The sequence below is a fragment of the Mycolicibacterium agri genome (assembly GCF_002553505.1).
Classification (GTDB): Bacteria; Actinomycetota; Actinomycetes; order Mycobacteriales; family Mycobacteriaceae; genus Mycobacterium; species Mycobacterium agri.
This window is the reverse complement of sequence record NZ_PDCP01000031.1, coordinates 34,257-49,878: the sequence shown is the minus strand read 5'-3', so window position 1 is coordinate 49,878 and position 15,622 is coordinate 34,257. Positions and strand designations below refer to the sequence as shown.

Here is a 15,622-nt window from a genome sequence, read left to right as displayed (position 1 = left end):
GTGCATGTTGATGCGCGGCGGCACATCGAAGGGCGCCTATTTCCTTGCCGAGGACCTGCCGACGGATCCGGCCGAGCGCGACGATCTGCTGTTGCGGGTGATGGGCTCACCCGATCCTCGCCAGATCGACGGCATCGGCGGCGCGCATCCGCTCACCAGCAAGGTCGCGGTGGTGCAGCCCAATGGGCCCGGCGTCGACTACCACTTCCTGCAGGTGGGCGTCGATCATCCGGCCGTGTCGGACCGGCAGAACTGCGGCAATCTGCTCGCCGGAATCGGCCCGTTCGCCATCGAACGTGGACTCGTTGAGGTCACCGGCGAGCAGACGGCGGTGTCGATCCGGATGACGAACACCGGCGGCCGCGCGGTTGCGCACGTGCCCACGCCCGGGGGCGTGGTGGAGTACGCCGGCGACACCGCGATCGACGGCGTCCCCGGCACGGCCGCCGCGATCGTGCTCGACTTCGAAGACACCGCCGGATCCAGTTGCGGCGCACTGCTTCCCACCGGCTCGGCACAGGACGAACTGGCGGGTGTGTCCGCCACGTGCGTCGACAACGGCATGCCGACCGTCGTGCTGCGCGCAACCGACCTCGGCGTGCGCGGCGACGAGACGCCTGCGGAGTTGGAGTCCAACGCAGCGCTGCGCGAGCGACTCGAGCGGATCCGGCTCGAGGCAGGCAAGCGGATGAACCTCGGCGACGTCACAACACTCACCGTGCCGAAGCTGACGATCGTCTCGGCGCCGCGCGCAGACGGCGTCATCGCGACCCGAACCTTCATCCCGCATCGGGTGCACGCCTCGATCGGCGTGCTCGGCGCGGCCAGCGTCGCGGTGAGCGCGATACTTCCGGGAAGCGTCGCCGTCGACGTCGCAAGGCCGCCAACCGGTCCGCGCATGCGGATCGAACACCCGTCGGGGGCGTTGGAGGTCGAGGTCGAACTCGACGGTGACCGGGTCACTCGAACGGCGATCGTCCGGACGGCGCGAAAGCTGTTCGACGGACACGTCTTTCCCCGGCGATAACTCCTTGAGAAACCATCGGGGTCTCGTCGCGCTCGGACTGCTGCTCTGCCATGCGGTCCTTGTCCAGGTCGTTTCGTACGCAATGCGTCCGGCGATGTCGTATGCGATTCTCGACCTCGGCCACGGCCCCGCGTGGTTGGGATTCGCGACCGCGGCGTTCGCGGTGCCACCGCTGGTGCTGGCCGTGCCCGCAGGCAGGTTCGTCGACCGGGTGGGCGAACGCGCGAGCATGGTGCTGGGGGCGTTGGCCTTCATGGCCTCCGGCGCGGTCGCGGTGTTCGCCGGCGCCACGCTGGCCGGATTGCTCGCGGCGACGGTGCTTCTCGGCCTCGGAGTGCTGTGGTCGGTCGTCGCCGAGCATGCATTGGGTGATGCGCGATGCACCGGACGGGAGGCTCGACTTCGTGTTCGGGCTCTACACGTTCGCCACCTCGGGCGGGCAGATGGCGGGTCCGGTGCTGCTTCTTTTGCCATCGGCCGATTCGGTCTCGCCGCCGTTCAATGTGATCGCGTGGGCCGCGATCGCAATCGGCGTCGCCACGCTCGTTCTGTCGGTTGCGATTCCGTCGACGCCGCGCTCCCCGACCACCGATGAGAAGCAGACGGCGATGTGGCCGGTCGCCGCGAGGCTGCTGCGCACGCGTGGTGTCGCACCCGCGCTGGTGACGAGCAGCCTGGTGCTGTCGTCGCTCGACATCGTGCTCGCCTACCTGCCGCTGCTGGCCCGCGAGCGCGACCTCGCCCCGGTTTGGCTCACCGCGCTCCTGGTGACGCGCGGAGTGGCGACGATGGCGTCACGGCTGACATTGGGATGGATGACCAACACCTTCGGGCGACGCCGCGTGCTGGTGGCGGCGGGTGCCGTCGCGGCGGCGGCGCTGATCGCGTTGGTGCTGCCGCTTCCCGCGCTCGCCCTCGTCGCCTGTATGGCCGCTTACGGCCTTGCCGCCGGAACCGTGCAGCCGCTGACGATGTCGTGGGTGACGCTGCTGACGCCGCGCGGTGACCGCGGGGTCGCGGCGTCACTGCGGCTGGTCGGCAACCGCGCCGGGCAGACCGGAATTCCGCTGGCCGTGGCAGCGCTTTCGGCGGTCGGCGGCGCACCCGTGGTGTTCGCGGCCACCGGCGCAACGCTTCTTGTCTCCGCGCGGCTGTCGCGTTTCGCGCCGAACGATGAGCCTGGCTAGCCCACGCCGCGGGTCAGCCAGCTGACCTCCCCCGTGTCGCCGCCGCTGCGATAGGGCTCGAGGGCTTCGTCCCATGCGGTGCCGAGCACCGAGTCGAGTTCGGCGGCCAGCGTGTCGGCGCCCGAAGCCATCAGCGCACGCAGCCGCATCTCGCCGACCATCACGTCGCCGTTGGCGCTCATCACTCCGCTCCACAACCCGAGCTGCGGGGTATGGCAGAACCGCTGGCCGTCGACGCCGTGGCTGGGGTCCTCGGTGACCTCGAACCGCAGCACCGACCACGACCGCAGCGCATTGGCGAGTTGCGCACCCGTGCCGACCGGACCGACCCAGTTGGTCACCGCGCGTAGCTGGCCGGGCATCGCCGGCTGTGGCGTCCAGGTGAGGTTCGCCCTCGATTGCAGGGTCGACGACAACGCCCACTCGACGTGCGGACATACGGCCGCTGGTGAGGCGTGGATATAAACCACGCCCGTCGTCGAGTCGGCGAACTGGTTCGACACACGCATCTGCTGCTCCTTCGGCTCCACGAGGGACGTCTTCCCCAACGACCTGGTGGGCAGAATGAGCTGCAGTTGTGTCGTACGTGCCTATTGTGCCTTGTGAGGCAGCTGTTGCGCTAGTCCCCCTGCTATTTGCTGCCGAATTCGTTAACAACGGCCTCAGAAAGCCGTGGCCAGGGCTCGTACGCCCAGTCGCCGAAACGGCGGTCGGTCAGTGCGATCAGCGCCAGATCACGCTCCGGATCGACCCACAGAAACGTCCCTGACTGGCCGAAATGGCCGTATGTCCGGCTCGAATTGGCCGAGCCCGTCCAGTGCGGCGACTTCGCGTCGCGGATCTCGAACCCCAGTCCCCAGTCGTTGGGCCGCTGCACGCCGAACCCGGGCAGGACGCCGTCGACGCCCGCGAACTGCACCGTCGTGGCCTGCTCGTGCATCTCCGCGGAGACCAACGCCGGTCGCAGCAGGTCGGCGGCGAACGCGACGAGGTCCGAGACCGTCGAGGTGACGCCGTAGCCGGCCGCCTTGGAACCACCTTCGAGTTCGCTGGACGCCATGCCGAGCGGTTCGAACACCGCCTCGGACAGGTAGACCCCGAACTCGATGCCGGATTCCTTTTCCACCGTCTCGGCCGCCACGCCGAAGCCGAAATTCGAGTAGATGCGGCGCTTGCCCGGCGGCGACATCACCGCATCGGAGTCCATCGCATATCCGGAGGTGTGCGCGAGCAGGTGACGCATCGTGGCGCCCGGCGGCCCGGACGGCGTGTCCAACTCGACGACGCCTTCCTCGATCGCGATCTGCACCGCGCGCGCGACCACCAGCTTGGTCACCGATGCCAGCGCGAAGCGACGGGTGACGTCGCCGTGCGTGGCGATGACGCCCGATGGCCCGACGACCGCGGCCGCCGCAGTGGGCACCGGCCAATCGGCGATCGCGTCGAGGGCAGCCATCGAGCAGCAGCCTAATTCGTCCTCCAGGCCGAGACGATCGCAGCCACATGCCTCGCGTCCGTGCCGCAGCAGCCACCGAGCACGCGGACTGCGGGAAGTCGGTCTCGCTGCGCGACGTGCTGGGCACCGAGCTCGATCGGATCGCCCTCATCGAGTTCCGTCGCCTCGTCGAGTTCGGCGTGGCTCTTCGCCGATGAGTTCGAGCGCAGGCCGATAAGGCGATCCCGCCACGCCCCGTCGTCTTGCAGTGCCAGGGCCCAATGCGTCGGATGGGCGCAATTGACCATGAAGTACGCCGCGCCGGCGTTTGTCGCATCGTCGACCTGCTCGATCGCCTCCCGCAGCGGTTGGCCCGTCGGCAGCCTGCCATCGGTCTCCACCGTGAAGGAGATCGCCGACGGTATACCCGCAGCCGCGGCTGCGTGCACGATGCCGATCGCCTCCTCGGCATTGGTCATGGTGATTGCGGTGACCTGGTCGGCGGTGGTGCTCGCGAAGGTGCCGATCTGGACGGCGTGATACCTCTCAGCCTCCCCGGGTGTCATCACGTTGCCGGGGTCGTAGCCGTCGCCGCGCGGGCCGACGCATCCGCTCACCACCGCGGTGATGCCCTCAGCCGTCGCCGCGGCGCGAACCTCTTCGGCGAGGGCCACCGCGGAGCGGTTGGCGGCGTCGAGCTGCTCGGGCGAGTATCCGACTGCCGACGCCCAATCCGGATTCGCCCGCCAGGTAGGTGTTTCGATAATGAAGCCCGCGTTGAACTTGCGTGCGATTCCAAGATATCCGTCGTAGTAGCCGCGCAGCCGGGCGCGCTGGTCCGGATCATCAAGCAGCGGGAACGCCGCAAAGCAGGGCAGGTCGATTCCGTCGTGAAAGACCAGTTCCGTTTCCAGGCCTCCGTCGGTGACGAAGAACCCGTCGCCGGTGGTCTGCGGTAAGGGCCGATGCCTGCTCGAGGTGTGCGGGTAGATAGTGCTCATCTGGGCCTCCTGATCCAATGGAACTGCATCCAACGTACGGCCCTGATTGAGTGCTCGAATCGGGCAAACCATGTGTTTTCGCAACGACGATGTGGTGCAGATGATGTAGACCGTCCCCGGCCACCGGCATTCGCCCGCGTTCAATCCTCCTTGCCCAGCAGGCCGTTGGCGTGGGCCCACGTTGCGGCGGCGGTGCGCGACGAGACCCCTAGCTTGGCGTAGATGTTGGCCAGATGACGTCCGACGGTCTTCTGACTGATGAAGATCTGTTCGGCGACTTGCTTGTTCGTCGCTCCGTTCGCGATCCGGGCCAAGATCTCCATCTCCCGCTTCGTCAGTCCCCCCTGCGCCGACTCACGGGGGACTTCTGAAACCTGCACGCCCAACTGCTTGTAGATGCTCTGCGCGGTCGCTGTATCCGCCGCCGCAACACCGTTGTCCCCCAGCGCTTTATGGGTCGCCGCCAGGTACTCGTAGACCTCGGCTGTCTCATATCGGCACTGCTGAGTCCGGTATTCGCGGAGCGCCGCTTGCAAGGCGTCGAGCGCCTGCACGTACTGACCTCGCCGCACCAGGACCATTCCACGCGCGTGCGCTGCCCAGGCCTTGAACCCTGGAGTTCCGAAGGTCTGCGCGCCGTCTTCGAGCTCACCACAGCACTTTTCGGCCTCATCTAATCGGTCGCGTTCGAGCGCCACTTCGACGGCGGCACGCAGCAAGCGCATCCGGCCCACTCGGTCCTGCCAAGCCAGCGATGCCTGCAGCGCGGTCCACGCAGCCGCGCTGTCGCCTTGCCGGCACTTCAGCAGCGCCTCTCCGGGCTGCGGGTCGACTCCGAGCGACCTCGCCTGGGAGAAGGCGGTGACCGCGCCGTCGATATCGCCGCGCATCCTGCGAATCTCACCGAGTTCGTAGTAACCCTCGGCCGCCGCGAATGTGTTGACGTCCTTGAGCTTCCGGCTTACAGCCGACAATTGGTCTTCCACGAGCCGAAGTTCTTCGGTCGCCGACAGCAATTGGAGTCGGTGCATCTCACACACTCCGCCGTACGGCAGCGCGGCGACGTTCTCACACCACCGCTCCATTGACTGTGTCCACGCCCGCATGCGCGGCAGGTCGGCGAGTCGGTTGCAGTGGTGTAGGACGAGGCAGTAGATGTCGCCCGCCCATTCGATCGGGAACACGTCGGCGAGCACCGCCAGCATGGCCTCGTCAATCAGGCCGAAGGCATCCGCCATCCTCGCTTCACTGATCGCCACCAGGGCCTCGACGACCAGGCAGAGGGATGTCACCGCGGGGCTGTCGAGTCGCCCGGACATCTCCCGCAGGGTCCTGGCCTGACGGGTGAGGGCATCGGTGTCGCCGGCACACGTCGCGATGTAGGCGTCGAGGTAAGCGAGATAGCCGGTGGCGTGCGACTCTGGCGCGCCCTGAAGAAGTCGACGCGCCCTGCTCATCCAGCCTTGGCCGATGTTGAGATCTCCTCGGGTCAGCCAGGCCAGCGCGATATCGACGGCCTTCGCCGCCGCCGACTCGGGATCGCTGCGGCAGAGCTGTTTGAACACCTGCTCGGAATAGCGAACCGATTCCTTGCATATACCGAGGTGCCATGCGGCGGACGCGAGCGCGTCAAGATCGTCGGTTGCCAACGGTGCGGCTTCACTTGCGCGCTTGTAGGACTCGTAGCTGGTCAGCCAGTCACGCCGGCTGTGCGCTCCGCGCGCAGACAGCAGTAGTGCGTTGCGGCCGTCGAGTTGCGGGTCCATCTGACCGCAACGCTATGCCTGCCCACCTCCGCGGTGGTCGCTTTGACCATGCCGGTCCGATTGGCGCCAACCGCCTACTTTCGCGCGATGTAGTAGTTGTTCAGCGGATCGGACTCGATCTCGGTGACGGTCACCTCGCGGAACCCGGCATCGGCCAGCATGGACTCGGCCAGCTGTCGGCCCCAGCAGGTCCCCAGGCCTGCCCCGTCGAGACCCAGCGACACGCTCATGCAGTGGCACGTCGAGACGGTGTAGAGATAGGTCGCGAGCGGGACACCGACGTTCTCGTCGAGGCGCGACGACGCTTTGATGTCGACCATCAACAGAACCCCGCCCGGCCGCAGCGCGCGGTAGATGTTCTGCAGCACCCGCGCCGGGTGCGCCTGGTCATGGATCGCGTCGAACACGGTGATGACGTCGTAGGCGTCGGTCAAATCGAGGGCGGCGACGTCGCGCGCGACGAATGTCGCGTTCTGCAGGCCCAGCTGCTGCGCCTCCGCGCGGCCGACACCGAGTCCCTCCTCGGAGAAGTCGACTCCGGTGAACCGGCTCGCCGGAAAGGCCTGCGCCATCACGTTGATGGCATGGCCGCTACCGCAGCCGATGTCGGCGACGTCGGCGCCGGCGCGCAGCCGGTCCGGCAGTCCCTCGACAAGCGGCAGGATGGTGTCGACGAGCGCGGCGTCGAACACCTCGCCGCTCTGCTCGGCCATCAGCTTGTGGAAGCGCGGGTATTCGCTGTACGGCAGCCCTCCACCGTTGTGGAAACAGCCGATGATCTTCTGCTCCACTTCGCCGAGCAGCGCGATGAATTGCGCGACGCGGGCCAGGTTGTCGGGTCCGGCCGCTCGGGTCAGCACGGCGGCATGGTCGCGTGGCAGGAGGTAGGTCGCGGCATCGGCGTCGTAGTCGACGACCCGTCCAGCCACCAGCCCGCCGAGCCACTCGCGCACATAGCGCTCGTTGAGGCCTGCGGCATCCGCGATTTGGGCGCTGGTGGCCGCTGGCAGTTCAGCCATCGTGTCGAACAAGCCGGTTTGGTGGCCGATCGACAGCAGGATGGCCAGGCTCGCGCTGTCGATTGCCCCGATGATGCGATCAGCGAACTCACTCGTCGCCGTTTCATCGATTGTCGTCATGGCCAAAACGTAAGCGGCCAGGACGGCCCGCGGTATGGGCGAAAGTGTGTATTTTGACCTGGCGCGATGGTGACGCGACGTAGTCCGACTTTTTCAGCACGTTATTTCAGCAGGTTGTGCTCGTGCGCCCAGGCCACGGCTGCGGTGCGGGACGAAACTCCCACCTTGGCATAGATGTTGGCCAGGTGTCGTGCCACCGTCTTCTCGCTGATGAAAATCCGCTGTGCGACTTGCCGGTTGGTGGCGCCGCCGGCGATCGCGGTAAGGATCTCGATTTCCCGCTTGGTGAGTCCTCCCGGCGACTCCGCACCGCAGATCCCTGCCGGCTCGACGCCGAGTTGGTCGTAGATGCTCTGCGCGGTGGCGATGTCGGCCGCGGCGACGTCGTTCTCGCCGAGACCGCGATGGGCCAGCGCCATCCACTCATAAACCTGGGCTGTGTCGTAACGCGACTTCTGGACACGGTATTCGACCAGCGCGGCCTCCAGTGCGACCAGCGCGTCGCTGTATTTGCCCTGTCGCACCATGACCGCGCCGCGCGCGTGCGCCGCCCACGCACGGAAGCCCGGTGTTCCGAATGCCTTAGCCCCCTCCTCCAGTCCGCGACAGTGGCGGTCGGCTTCGTCCAAGTCGTCACGGGCAAGGGCGATTTCGACTGCGCCGCGCAGCATTCGCATCCGTGCCAGCCGGTCGTGCTGGGCCAGCGCGACCCGTATCTCGGCCCACGCCTTCTGCGCGTCGCCCATCTGGCAGTGCAGCAGCGCCTCACCGGGTTGCGGATCGATGCCAAGGGCGCGCGCCCGCTCGAAGGCGGCGAGCGCCGCGTCGGCGTCGCCACGCAACCGGAGCACCTCGCCGAGCTGGTAATAACCTTCGCCCGCCGCCCACGTGTTGACGTCCTCCAGCGCCTGGCTGGTGGTGACCAACCGGTGCTCGAGTTCGCGGTAATCATCTATCGCGGCCCGCAGTTGGAGGCGATGCACGTCGCATACGCCGCCGAGGGTTTTGGACGCGGCGAAATCGGCGCACCACCGCTCCATCGACTGCGTCAAGGCATGCATGCGAGGGAAGTCGGCCAGTCGATGCCACTGGTTCAGCAGGAGGCAGTAGATGTCCCCGGCCCACTCGACGGGCACCTGATCGGCCACCACCGTCAACATCGCCTCGTCCACAAGCGCGTAGGCCTCGCCGATCCGTGCCTCACCGATGGCGGCCAGCGCCTCGGCGACAAGGCCGAGCGCAGTCAGCGCCGGGTTGTCCAACCGGCTGCGTAATTCGCGCATCGCCTCGACCCGATCGGCGAGTGCGCGGTCATGGGTCATCGCGGCCATTACCGCATCCAGGTAAGCCAGGTAGCCGTGGGCCGGCCCTTCGGGCGCGCCGTCGAGCAGGCGGCGGGCCCGGTTCATCCAGCCCTGTGCGATATTCAGGTCGCCGCGCGTGAGCCACGCCAGGCTGAGTTCGACGGCCTTCATCGCCGCCGACGGCGGGTCGGTGCGGGCCAGCTGCGTGAACACGCGCTCGGTGAGCCGGACCGACTCCTTGCCGTAGCCCAGGTGCCAGGCGGCCATCGCGAGTGCGTCGAGATCGTCGGTGCCCAGCGGCGCCTCCTCGGCCGCTTGCGTGAAGGCGTCGTAGGCGGCGCGCCAGTCGCGTCGCAGGTGTGCGGCCCGTGCCGCCCGGAGGAGCTCGGTGTGCACGACTAAAAGGTAATCGGGTCAGACAAGCTCGATGGACCGTTTGGCAAGGCCCATCCAGTAGCCGTCGATGACCTGTCGGGGCGCCTGCTCCGGGTCGGCCGACGCCCCGAGCGCCACGAACAGCGGCGAGAAGTGTTCGATGGTCGGGTGGGCGTACGGCATTCCCGGCGCCTTGTGCCGAAAGTCGATGAGCGCGTCCAGATCTCCCGCGGCGAACCGTTCGGCCGCCCAGCGGTCGAACTCGACCGACCACCCCGGCGGAGTGGCGTCCGGCGACGGGTCGTCGAGGAACGGCAGGCCGTGTGTGGTGAAGCCGGACCCGATCAGCAGTACCCCCTGCTCGCGCAGCGTCCGCAGCCGTTCGCCGAGCTGTAGGAGCCGCTGCGGGTCCAGGGTGGGCAGCGAGATCTGCAGCACGGGGATGGTCGCGACCGGATACATCACCGTCAGCGGGACGTAGGCGCCGTGGTCGAGCCGCCGATCCGGGTCGTGGGCGACCGGTTCCCCGGAGGGCATCAACGCCGCCACGGCGGCCGCCAGCTCCGGGGCACCGGGCGCGTCGTAGCGCACGTCGTAGTAGTGCTGCGGGAACCCCCAGAAGTCGTAGGTCAGCGGGGTGTCCGCGGTGGTGGAGCCGATCGTCAGCGGCGCGCTCTCCCAATGGGCGCTGACCACCAGGATCGCCTCCGGCACCGGAATGTCAGCCACCCACGCCTTGAGTTGTGACACCCAGAGGTCGTCGTCGACGAGCGGCGGGGCGCCGTGGCTCAGGTAGAGGACCGGCATCGAGCTCACTTCGTCATTATCCGCTCGCGGTGCGTTCCCCTATCGAGCCTCACACCGCTGCCACTAAGGTTTGACCCATGGGTCAAACAGTGCGCGGAGTGATTTCACGGAAGAAGGGCGAATCGGTCGAGGTCGTGGATGTCGTCATCCCCGATCCGGGGCCCGGTGAGGTGGTCGTCGACATCCAGGCCTGCGGCGTCTGCCATACCGACCTGACCTACCGCGAAGGCGGCATCAACGACGAGTTCCCGTTCCTGCTCGGCCACGAGGCCGCAGGAGTCGTCGAAACGGTCGGCGCGGGCGTGACCAACGTCGAGCCCGGCGACTTCGTGATCCTGAACTGGCGCGCGGTGTGCGGCCAGTGCCGGGCATGCAAGCGCGGCCGTCCCCACCTGTGCTTCGACACTTTCAACGCCGCGCAGAAGATGACACTCACCGATGGCACCGAACTGACGCCCGCGCTCGGGATCGGCGCCTTCATCGACAAGACGCTGGTGCACGAAGGCCAGTGCACCAAGGTCGACCCCGAAGCCGACCCGGCCGTTGCCGGCCTGCTCGGATGTGGCGTGATGGCGGGCATCGGCGCGGCGATCAACACCGGCGCGGTGAACCGGGACGACACCGTCGCCGTGATCGGGTGCGGCGGAGTCGGTGACGCGGCGATCGCGGGTTCGCGACTGGTCGGCGCCAAGCGGATCATCGCGGTGGACACCGACAACAAGAAGCTGGACTGGGCCAGGGATTTCGGTGCCACTCACACCATCAACGCGCGTGAACTCGACCCGGTGGAGACCATTCAGGACCTCACCGACGGCAACGGCGCCGACGTGGTGATCGACGCGGTCGGCCGGCCGGAAACCTGGAAGCAGGCGTTCTACGCGCGCGATCTCGCGGGAACCGTTGTGCTGGTAGGTGTTCCGACTCCGGACATGCGCATCGACATGCCATTGATCGACTTCTTCAGCCGCGGCGGGTCGCTGAAGTCGTCGTGGTACGGCGACTGCCTGCCCGAACGCGACTTCCCCACGCTGATCAGCCTTTATCTACAGGGCAGGCTGCCGCTGGAGAAGTTCGTGTCCGAGCGCATCGGTCTGGACGACATCGAAGATGCGTTCCACAAAATGCATGCGGGCGAGGTGCTGCGCTCAGTGGTGGTGTTCTGACCGATGAGCGCTCGCGCGAAGAGGAGATGGACATGAACGGCGGACCGATACAGCGCGTTGTCACCCACGGCACGTTCGAACTCGACGGCGGCAGCTGGGAAGTTGACAACAACATCTGGATCGTCGGCGACGAGAACGAGGTGGTGGTCTTCGACGCCGCCCACAAAGCGGACCCGATCGTCGACGCGGTCGGCGGGCGCAACGTGATCGCGGTGGTGTGCACGCACGGCCACAACGACCATGTCACGGTCGCGCCCGATTTGGGCGAGGCGCTCGACGCGCCGGTGCTGCTGCACCCTGCCGACGACGTGTTGTGGCGAATGACCCATCCGGACAAGGACTTCCGCTCGGTCGGCGACAACGAGACGTTGCGCGTCGCCGGTACCGAACTGCGTGCCATACACACGCCGGGGCATTCGCCCGGGTCGGTCTGCTGGTATGCGCCCGAACTGAACGCGGTGTTCAGCGGCGACACCCTGTTCGAGGGCGGTCCCGGCGCCACCGGCCGGTCGTACTCCGACTTCCCGACGATCCTGGACTCGATCGCCAACCGGCTCGGCAAGCTGCCCGGCGAGACCGTCGTCTACACCGGCCACGGCGACTCGACCACCATCGGCGACGAGATCGTGCACTACGACGAGTGGGTGGCCCGCGGCCACTAGCCCCTAGCTAGCTGGGCGCTCGGGGTCGGCTCCACCCTTGAAATGTCTGCATGTCTGGCGATTGAAGGTACTACTTCGGCGCAGAAGCGCTCTAGCTGCGTGTCCTGATCGATATCGACAAACCGCACGACAGGTACGTTCACGCCGGCGTCGATGCGCCTGGTTATCCAGTCGGCAATTTGGCTGGGAGGGCCTGCCGCCAAAAAGTTCGGGAGGTACTGCGCCGACGTCTGCCACGACTTCTCCCCGTAATACTTGCGCAAAAACCGTGTGCCATCGGCCATTCCACGATCGGCGTCGTCATCGATCTTGATCATGATGTGTTGGCTGAGATGGCCAATTTCGCCAGCGCGACCGTACTCATCTGCGTATCGCTGGATATCCTGCCACCGTCGCGCGATGCGATCGACAGGCTCGAAGACCGTCTGCCAGCCGTCGGCGAGTCGGGCAACACGGCGTAGTGCGCGTTCCTCAATCTTGGGTTTGTCGGCCGCAGGCGACACGGCGATGATGATCGGAATTTTGGGCTGGGCGGGTTTCGGAAGCACTTCGATATCCTCGAACTGGTAGAACGTCCCGTTGTAGGTTGCTGTGCCATCTGCCCAGCAACGACGGACGATTTCGATGCCCTCTTCCAACCGAGCGACGCGCTCGTTGCTGGCGACGCCGGTGACCGCGAGTTCGGCCGCATGGCGGGGACTAGCGCTTGCGGCTCCTCCGTTGCATACGGAAAGGATTGTGCGGCCGCCGGACACGAGATCGAGACTTGCCCACTGTGCCGCGAAGAATACCGGATTGCGCATTGCGAACGTGGCCATGCTAATCGTGCCGAGCCGCACAAGATGCGTACGCATAGCCAGAGCGGTCAGGGTGACCACGGACTCAAGGCGAGGCTTGGACAGCAGGTTGTCGCCGACCCACAGCGATCCGAACAGACCCGTATTCTCTGCTGACACACCAGCCTCGATGAGTTCCTCGGCCGGTAGACCGAACAGAACCGCACGATTGGGCAGGCTTAGCCCAAACTGGATGCCGGGGCGTGAACTAACTTCGCTACTAGACATATTCGCTTTGTTCTCCGATCTGTACGCCGTCGCTATCTTCCCCACTGACCCCAGGCCTCGACTTCACATGCCGCCCGAACCAGCCGGAGCGCCGCCGTCGCAGCATGCTGCAGTTGGTCGATGTCGACAAGGTCCATGCGATCGGCGGAGGTCAACACAAAGCGTGTCTGCGAGTCGGGGTAGTCGTAGCCCGCGATCAGCCGCATCGCAGGGATGCCCTCCGCGGCAAAGTTGTAGTGGTCAGAATTTCGAGCATGCACCCGCACTGGCCTGATCACAGGGCCCGTCGTGATTGAAACATGCCGCAGGAGCTTCTCCATGGATTCATCGCCGCCCGTGAGGGCACACAGGCGCGGGTGACCCACTATGGAATCTAGGTTGATCGCAGCGGTGATGCGCTGACGCTCTCGGGGATCGAGATCCTGGAGGTAACGACGCGAGCCCTGCAGTCCCCACTCCTCCACCGTGAACAGCGCTACGCGGATCCCTCGCCGCAGCGAAGCTGCGATAGGTGCCAGTCGGCGGCACGTCTCCAGCACGCCGATCACACCTGACGCATTGTCAATGGCACTGTGGGCGATCGGATGACCGTCGTAGTGCGCACAGACGACGATCATCTCCTCGGTTTGCCCAGGGATGTCGGCGAGGACGTTGCCAGGTTGCCATTGCCGATGTTCGACGGTCGTGCGGATTCGAACAATAGGGGTCGACGTTGCGCACAGATCCCTGAGTCGTTCTCCGCTTTCCCAGTCAATACCGACGGCGGGCATGTCGTCGTCCGCACCGATCCCGACCCCACCGGCGACTGGCCCCAGCCCCGGATGACAGTTCGCGACCAGCATTGCAGTCGCTCCACGTTCCTTGAGCATCTGGTACTTCAGCCGCCGGTGCACGGTGCCAGAGGTGAACATGTACTCGTGCCGCACCAGCGCAGCCTTACCGGTGAGATCCGGGGCCCGCTCCAAGTCCGCTGGCGCGCCGCGGCCGAGGTCGACCAGGGCCGCAGTTAGGCCACCTGTGGGGGTGGCCGGCGCGTTGACGAGGCCAATACTGGGTACCGCCGCCGGCGACGGCTCGACGATCGACACTTCGCTGTCGACGGGGATGCGTCCGGAGAACGAAAACTCATGGAAGTAAACATTTTTAGTGCACTCCGCTAGCCGCGCCGTCAGATACTCGCGAGCGGCGGTCTCACCTGGCGTGCCAGCGAGTCTGCCACCGATCCGGCACAGGGCCAAAAGGTCGGCGGTGAGGTTGTCAACGCTCACTCCACGGCCCCCGACACGGTGTCACCAGTCGCCCCGAGCCGGCTTCGGCGTCGACCTTTCCGTCCCGCATAATGACCTCGCCTCTGCGGATCGTGATCACCGGCGCACCGACAGTCCGCATGCCCTCGGTGGAAGCCCAGCCGCACCGATAGTGGCTATTGGCTGCGGCGAGCACCTCCTCGTGATCCATGTCCAATACCACTAGATCGGCATCTGCCCCAGGCGCGATGCTGCCTTTTCTGCCCTCCAAACCAGTCAATTTCGCCGGGTTAGTGCAGCAGAGTTCAACAACTCGTTCCAGCGTGATCCTGCCGGCGTTCACCGCGGTGAGGAACAGCCGCAGGTAATGTTCGACGAACGGTGTGCCGGCGGGAGCAGAGAACATATCCGTCCAGCCGACCTCCTTTTCCTCCGATGTGTGCGGCCCATGGTCGCTGGCGACCACATCGATCGTTCCGTCGTCGAGCGCAGCCCACAAGGCTTCAGCATCGCGTTCGGGGGTCCAGACGTTGAGCGCGTATGGTCCGAGTCGTTCGATGTTGGACCAATCGTTAGTGACGAACAACGCGTACGGATTGGCTTCCGCGGTAACAGCTCTACCCAGATCCTTGGCCGCCCGCACCAGCCTTGCCGATTCTCTGCTGGCGACGTGAAGCACATGGAGTCTCGTGCCCACCGACCGCTGCATTTCCAGCGCGACTGCAACACCGGTGTTCAGAATTACACTGTCACCGCCCCTGACAGCTCGCGCGTACGCGCGAAAGTCGCGCCCCGACCGTTGCTTCTCGCGGTTGGCAAACAGGTTGTAGAGCTCGTGATCGTGTGGATGGACGTAGAGGGGCAGGCCCGTTCGATGAACTTCCTCGAAGATGCGGTAGAGAACCGCCCGATCGGTAACCGAAGTTCCGCCAGTGTCTTTCATCGAGCCACCCGCACCGGGCATCATCCAAATCTTGAATGCCGTCGCACCGGCCGCGGCCAGTTCGGCGATGTTGTCAGGCTCGGCAGCCGAGGCGTTGTGCCCGAAGTCAACGACCGCCTTGGCAGCCGCATTCTCCAAGTGCGAGCGCAGCGCAGCCGCGTTTGTCGTGGGCGGCATGACATTTGGCATGTCGAAAACGGTCGTTACACCACCAGCGGCAGCCGCACGGGTCCCACTCTCGAAGTCCTCCTTATGGGTGAATCCGGGATCACGGAAGTGGACATGGGTGTCGATCACTCCAGGTATCACCGGGCGGTCGCCGGCCTCGATGCGGCGCGATGCCTTTACCGGATCTTTATCGTCGTGGATAGTGACGATCCGCCCTTGCCGGACACCGATTTGCCCGCTGCGCCGCCCGTTGGGTGTAACGATCGTCGATGATGAAACGACCAGGTCGTAGTTGCCCGTGACCAAAGGTAATCCCCTCAGATACCTGTGCGTG

At 66.0% G+C, this 15,622-nt stretch carries 14 protein-coding genes and 1 pseudogene; 5 read left to right on the top strand and 10 right to left on the bottom strand.

Annotation, left to right across the window (positions count from 1 at the left end):
* The first annotated feature begins 4 nt into the window (after positions 1-4).
* The 3 genes and pseudogenes from CQY20_RS17850 to CQY20_RS17845 all read left to right on the top strand — a co-directional run bounded on the left by CQY20_RS17850 (position 5) and on the right by CQY20_RS17845 (position 2,214).
* On the top strand, positions 5-1,027 hold the full coding sequence (locus CQY20_RS17850; protein WP_097941415.1) for a 4-oxalomesaconate tautomerase: 1,023 nt from the start codon (positions 5-7) through the stop codon (positions 1,025-1,027).
* Positions 951-1,361: pseudogene (locus CQY20_RS36205) on the top strand (MFS transporter); the annotation flags it as partial. The gene CQY20_RS17850 and the pseudogene CQY20_RS36205, both read left to right, overlap by 77 nt.
* 37 nt (positions 1,362-1,398) lie before the next feature.
* Complete coding sequence (locus tag CQY20_RS17845; RefSeq protein WP_163700601.1) at positions 1,399-2,214, top strand: MFS transporter; 816 nt, start codon at positions 1,399-1,401, stop codon at positions 2,212-2,214.
* Here CQY20_RS17845 and CQY20_RS17840 read toward each other — a convergent pair.
* The 7 genes from CQY20_RS17840 to CQY20_RS17810 all read right to left on the bottom strand — a co-directional run bounded on the left by CQY20_RS17840 (position 2,211) and on the right by CQY20_RS17810 (position 10,041).
* Entirely contained in the window at positions 2,211-2,723 is a 513-nt protein-coding gene (locus tag CQY20_RS17840; RefSeq protein ID WP_097941436.1) for a DUF3145 domain-containing protein, read from the bottom strand. The two genes, CQY20_RS17845 and CQY20_RS17840, sit on opposite strands and share 4 nt — an antisense overlap.
* 122 nt (positions 2,724-2,845) lie before the next feature.
* Complete coding sequence (locus tag CQY20_RS17835) at positions 2,846-3,670, bottom strand: serine hydrolase domain-containing protein (RefSeq protein WP_097941413.1); 825 nt, start codon at positions 3,668-3,670, stop codon at positions 2,846-2,848.
* 11 nt (positions 3,671-3,681) lie between these two features.
* Positions 3,682-4,650, bottom strand: a complete 969-nt coding sequence (locus CQY20_RS17830; RefSeq protein ID WP_097941412.1) for a homocysteine S-methyltransferase family protein — start codon at positions 4,648-4,650, stop codon at positions 3,682-3,684.
* A gap of 140 nt (positions 4,651-4,790) precedes the next feature.
* A complete protein-coding gene (locus tag CQY20_RS17825) occupies positions 4,791-6,416 on the bottom strand; it encodes a helix-turn-helix transcriptional regulator (RefSeq protein ID WP_097941411.1) in 1,626 nt (541 codons plus the stop codon).
* A gap of 74 nt (positions 6,417-6,490) precedes the next feature.
* Complete coding sequence (locus CQY20_RS17820) at positions 6,491-7,555, bottom strand: class I SAM-dependent methyltransferase (protein WP_097941410.1); 1,065 nt, start codon at positions 7,553-7,555, stop codon at positions 6,491-6,493.
* A gap of 101 nt (positions 7,556-7,656) precedes the next feature.
* Positions 7,657-9,255 carry a LuxR C-terminal-related transcriptional regulator gene (locus CQY20_RS17815; RefSeq protein ID WP_097941409.1) on the bottom strand — a complete coding sequence of 533 codons (1,599 nt, stop codon included), beginning with the start codon at positions 9,253-9,255 and terminating at the stop codon, positions 7,657-7,659.
* A gap of 18 nt (positions 9,256-9,273) precedes the next feature.
* Positions 9,274-10,041: a dioxygenase family protein gene (locus tag CQY20_RS17810; RefSeq protein WP_097941435.1), complete on the bottom strand. Its 768-nt coding sequence runs from the start codon at positions 10,039-10,041 to the stop codon at positions 9,274-9,276.
* Positions 10,042-10,118: 77 nt separating this feature from the next.
* Here CQY20_RS17810 and CQY20_RS17805 point away from each other — a divergent pair, with 77 nt between their 5' ends.
* Positions 10,119-11,204 (top strand): S-(hydroxymethyl)mycothiol dehydrogenase, encoded by a 1,086-nt coding sequence (locus CQY20_RS17805; protein WP_097941408.1) that lies wholly within the window; start codon positions 10,119-10,121, stop codon positions 11,202-11,204.
* Positions 11,205-11,236: 32 nt separating this feature from the next.
* Positions 11,237-11,866, top strand: coding sequence for an MBL fold metallo-hydrolase (locus CQY20_RS17800; RefSeq protein WP_097941434.1), 630 nt, complete (start codon positions 11,237-11,239; stop codon positions 11,864-11,866).
* On the opposite strand, the gene CQY20_RS17795 is transcribed toward CQY20_RS17800, so the two are convergent.
* From CQY20_RS17795 to CQY20_RS17785, 3 genes are read right to left on the bottom strand one after another with little or no spacing between them, the layout of a single operon-like run.
* Positions 11,863-12,930, bottom strand: a complete 1,068-nt coding sequence (locus tag CQY20_RS17795; RefSeq protein ID WP_133119082.1) for an LLM class flavin-dependent oxidoreductase — start codon at positions 12,928-12,930, stop codon at positions 11,863-11,865. The genes CQY20_RS17800 and CQY20_RS17795 overlap by 4 nt on opposite strands.
* Before the next feature lie 32 nt (positions 12,931-12,962).
* Positions 12,963-14,198 carry a M28 family metallopeptidase gene (locus CQY20_RS17790; RefSeq protein ID WP_097941406.1) on the bottom strand — a complete coding sequence of 412 codons (1,236 nt, stop codon included), beginning with the start codon at positions 14,196-14,198 and terminating at the stop codon, positions 12,963-12,965.
* Positions 14,188-15,594, bottom strand: a complete 1,407-nt coding sequence (locus tag CQY20_RS17785; RefSeq protein WP_163700604.1) for a dihydroorotase — start codon at positions 15,592-15,594, stop codon at positions 14,188-14,190. Before CQY20_RS17785 ends, CQY20_RS17790 begins: the two co-directional genes overlap by 11 nt.
* Positions 15,595-15,622 lie beyond the last annotated feature (28 nt).

Bases quoted from the DNA above. Each gene is read 5' to 3' on its own strand.
- CQY20_RS17795 (WP_133119082.1), bottom strand. From the start codon at position 12,930: ATGTCTAGTAGCGAAGTTAGTTCACGCCCCGGCATCCAGTTTGGGCTA.
- CQY20_RS17830 (WP_097941412.1), bottom strand. From the start codon at position 4,650: ATGAGCACTATCTACCCGCACACCTCGAGCAGGCATCGGCCCTTACCG.
- CQY20_RS17825 (WP_097941411.1), bottom strand. From the start codon at position 6,416: ATGGACCCGCAACTCGACGGCCGCAACGCACTACTGCTGTCTGCGCGC.
- CQY20_RS17805 (WP_097941408.1), top strand. From the start codon at position 10,119: ATGGGTCAAACAGTGCGCGGAGTGATTTCACGGAAGAAGGGCGAATCG.
- CQY20_RS17840 (WP_097941436.1), bottom strand. From the start codon at position 2,723: ATGCGTGTGTCGAACCAGTTCGCCGACTCGACGACGGGCGTGGTTTAT.
- CQY20_RS17800 (WP_097941434.1), top strand. From the start codon at position 11,237: ATGAACGGCGGACCGATACAGCGCGTTGTCACCCACGGCACGTTCGAA.
- CQY20_RS17820 (WP_097941410.1), bottom strand. From the start codon at position 7,555: ATGACGACAATCGATGAAACGGCGACGAGTGAGTTCGCTGATCGCATC.
- CQY20_RS17810 (WP_097941435.1), bottom strand. From the start codon at position 10,041: ATGCCGGTCCTCTACCTGAGCCACGGCGCCCCGCCGCTCGTCGACGAC.
- CQY20_RS17835 (WP_097941413.1), bottom strand. From the start codon at position 3,670: ATGGCTGCCCTCGACGCGATCGCCGATTGGCCGGTGCCCACTGCGGCG.
- CQY20_RS17845 (WP_163700601.1), top strand. From the start codon at position 1,399: ATGCGCGATGCACCGGACGGGAGGCTCGACTTCGTGTTCGGGCTCTAC.
- CQY20_RS17850 (WP_097941415.1), top strand. From the start codon at position 5: ATGTTGATGCGCGGCGGCACATCGAAGGGCGCCTATTTCCTTGCCGAG.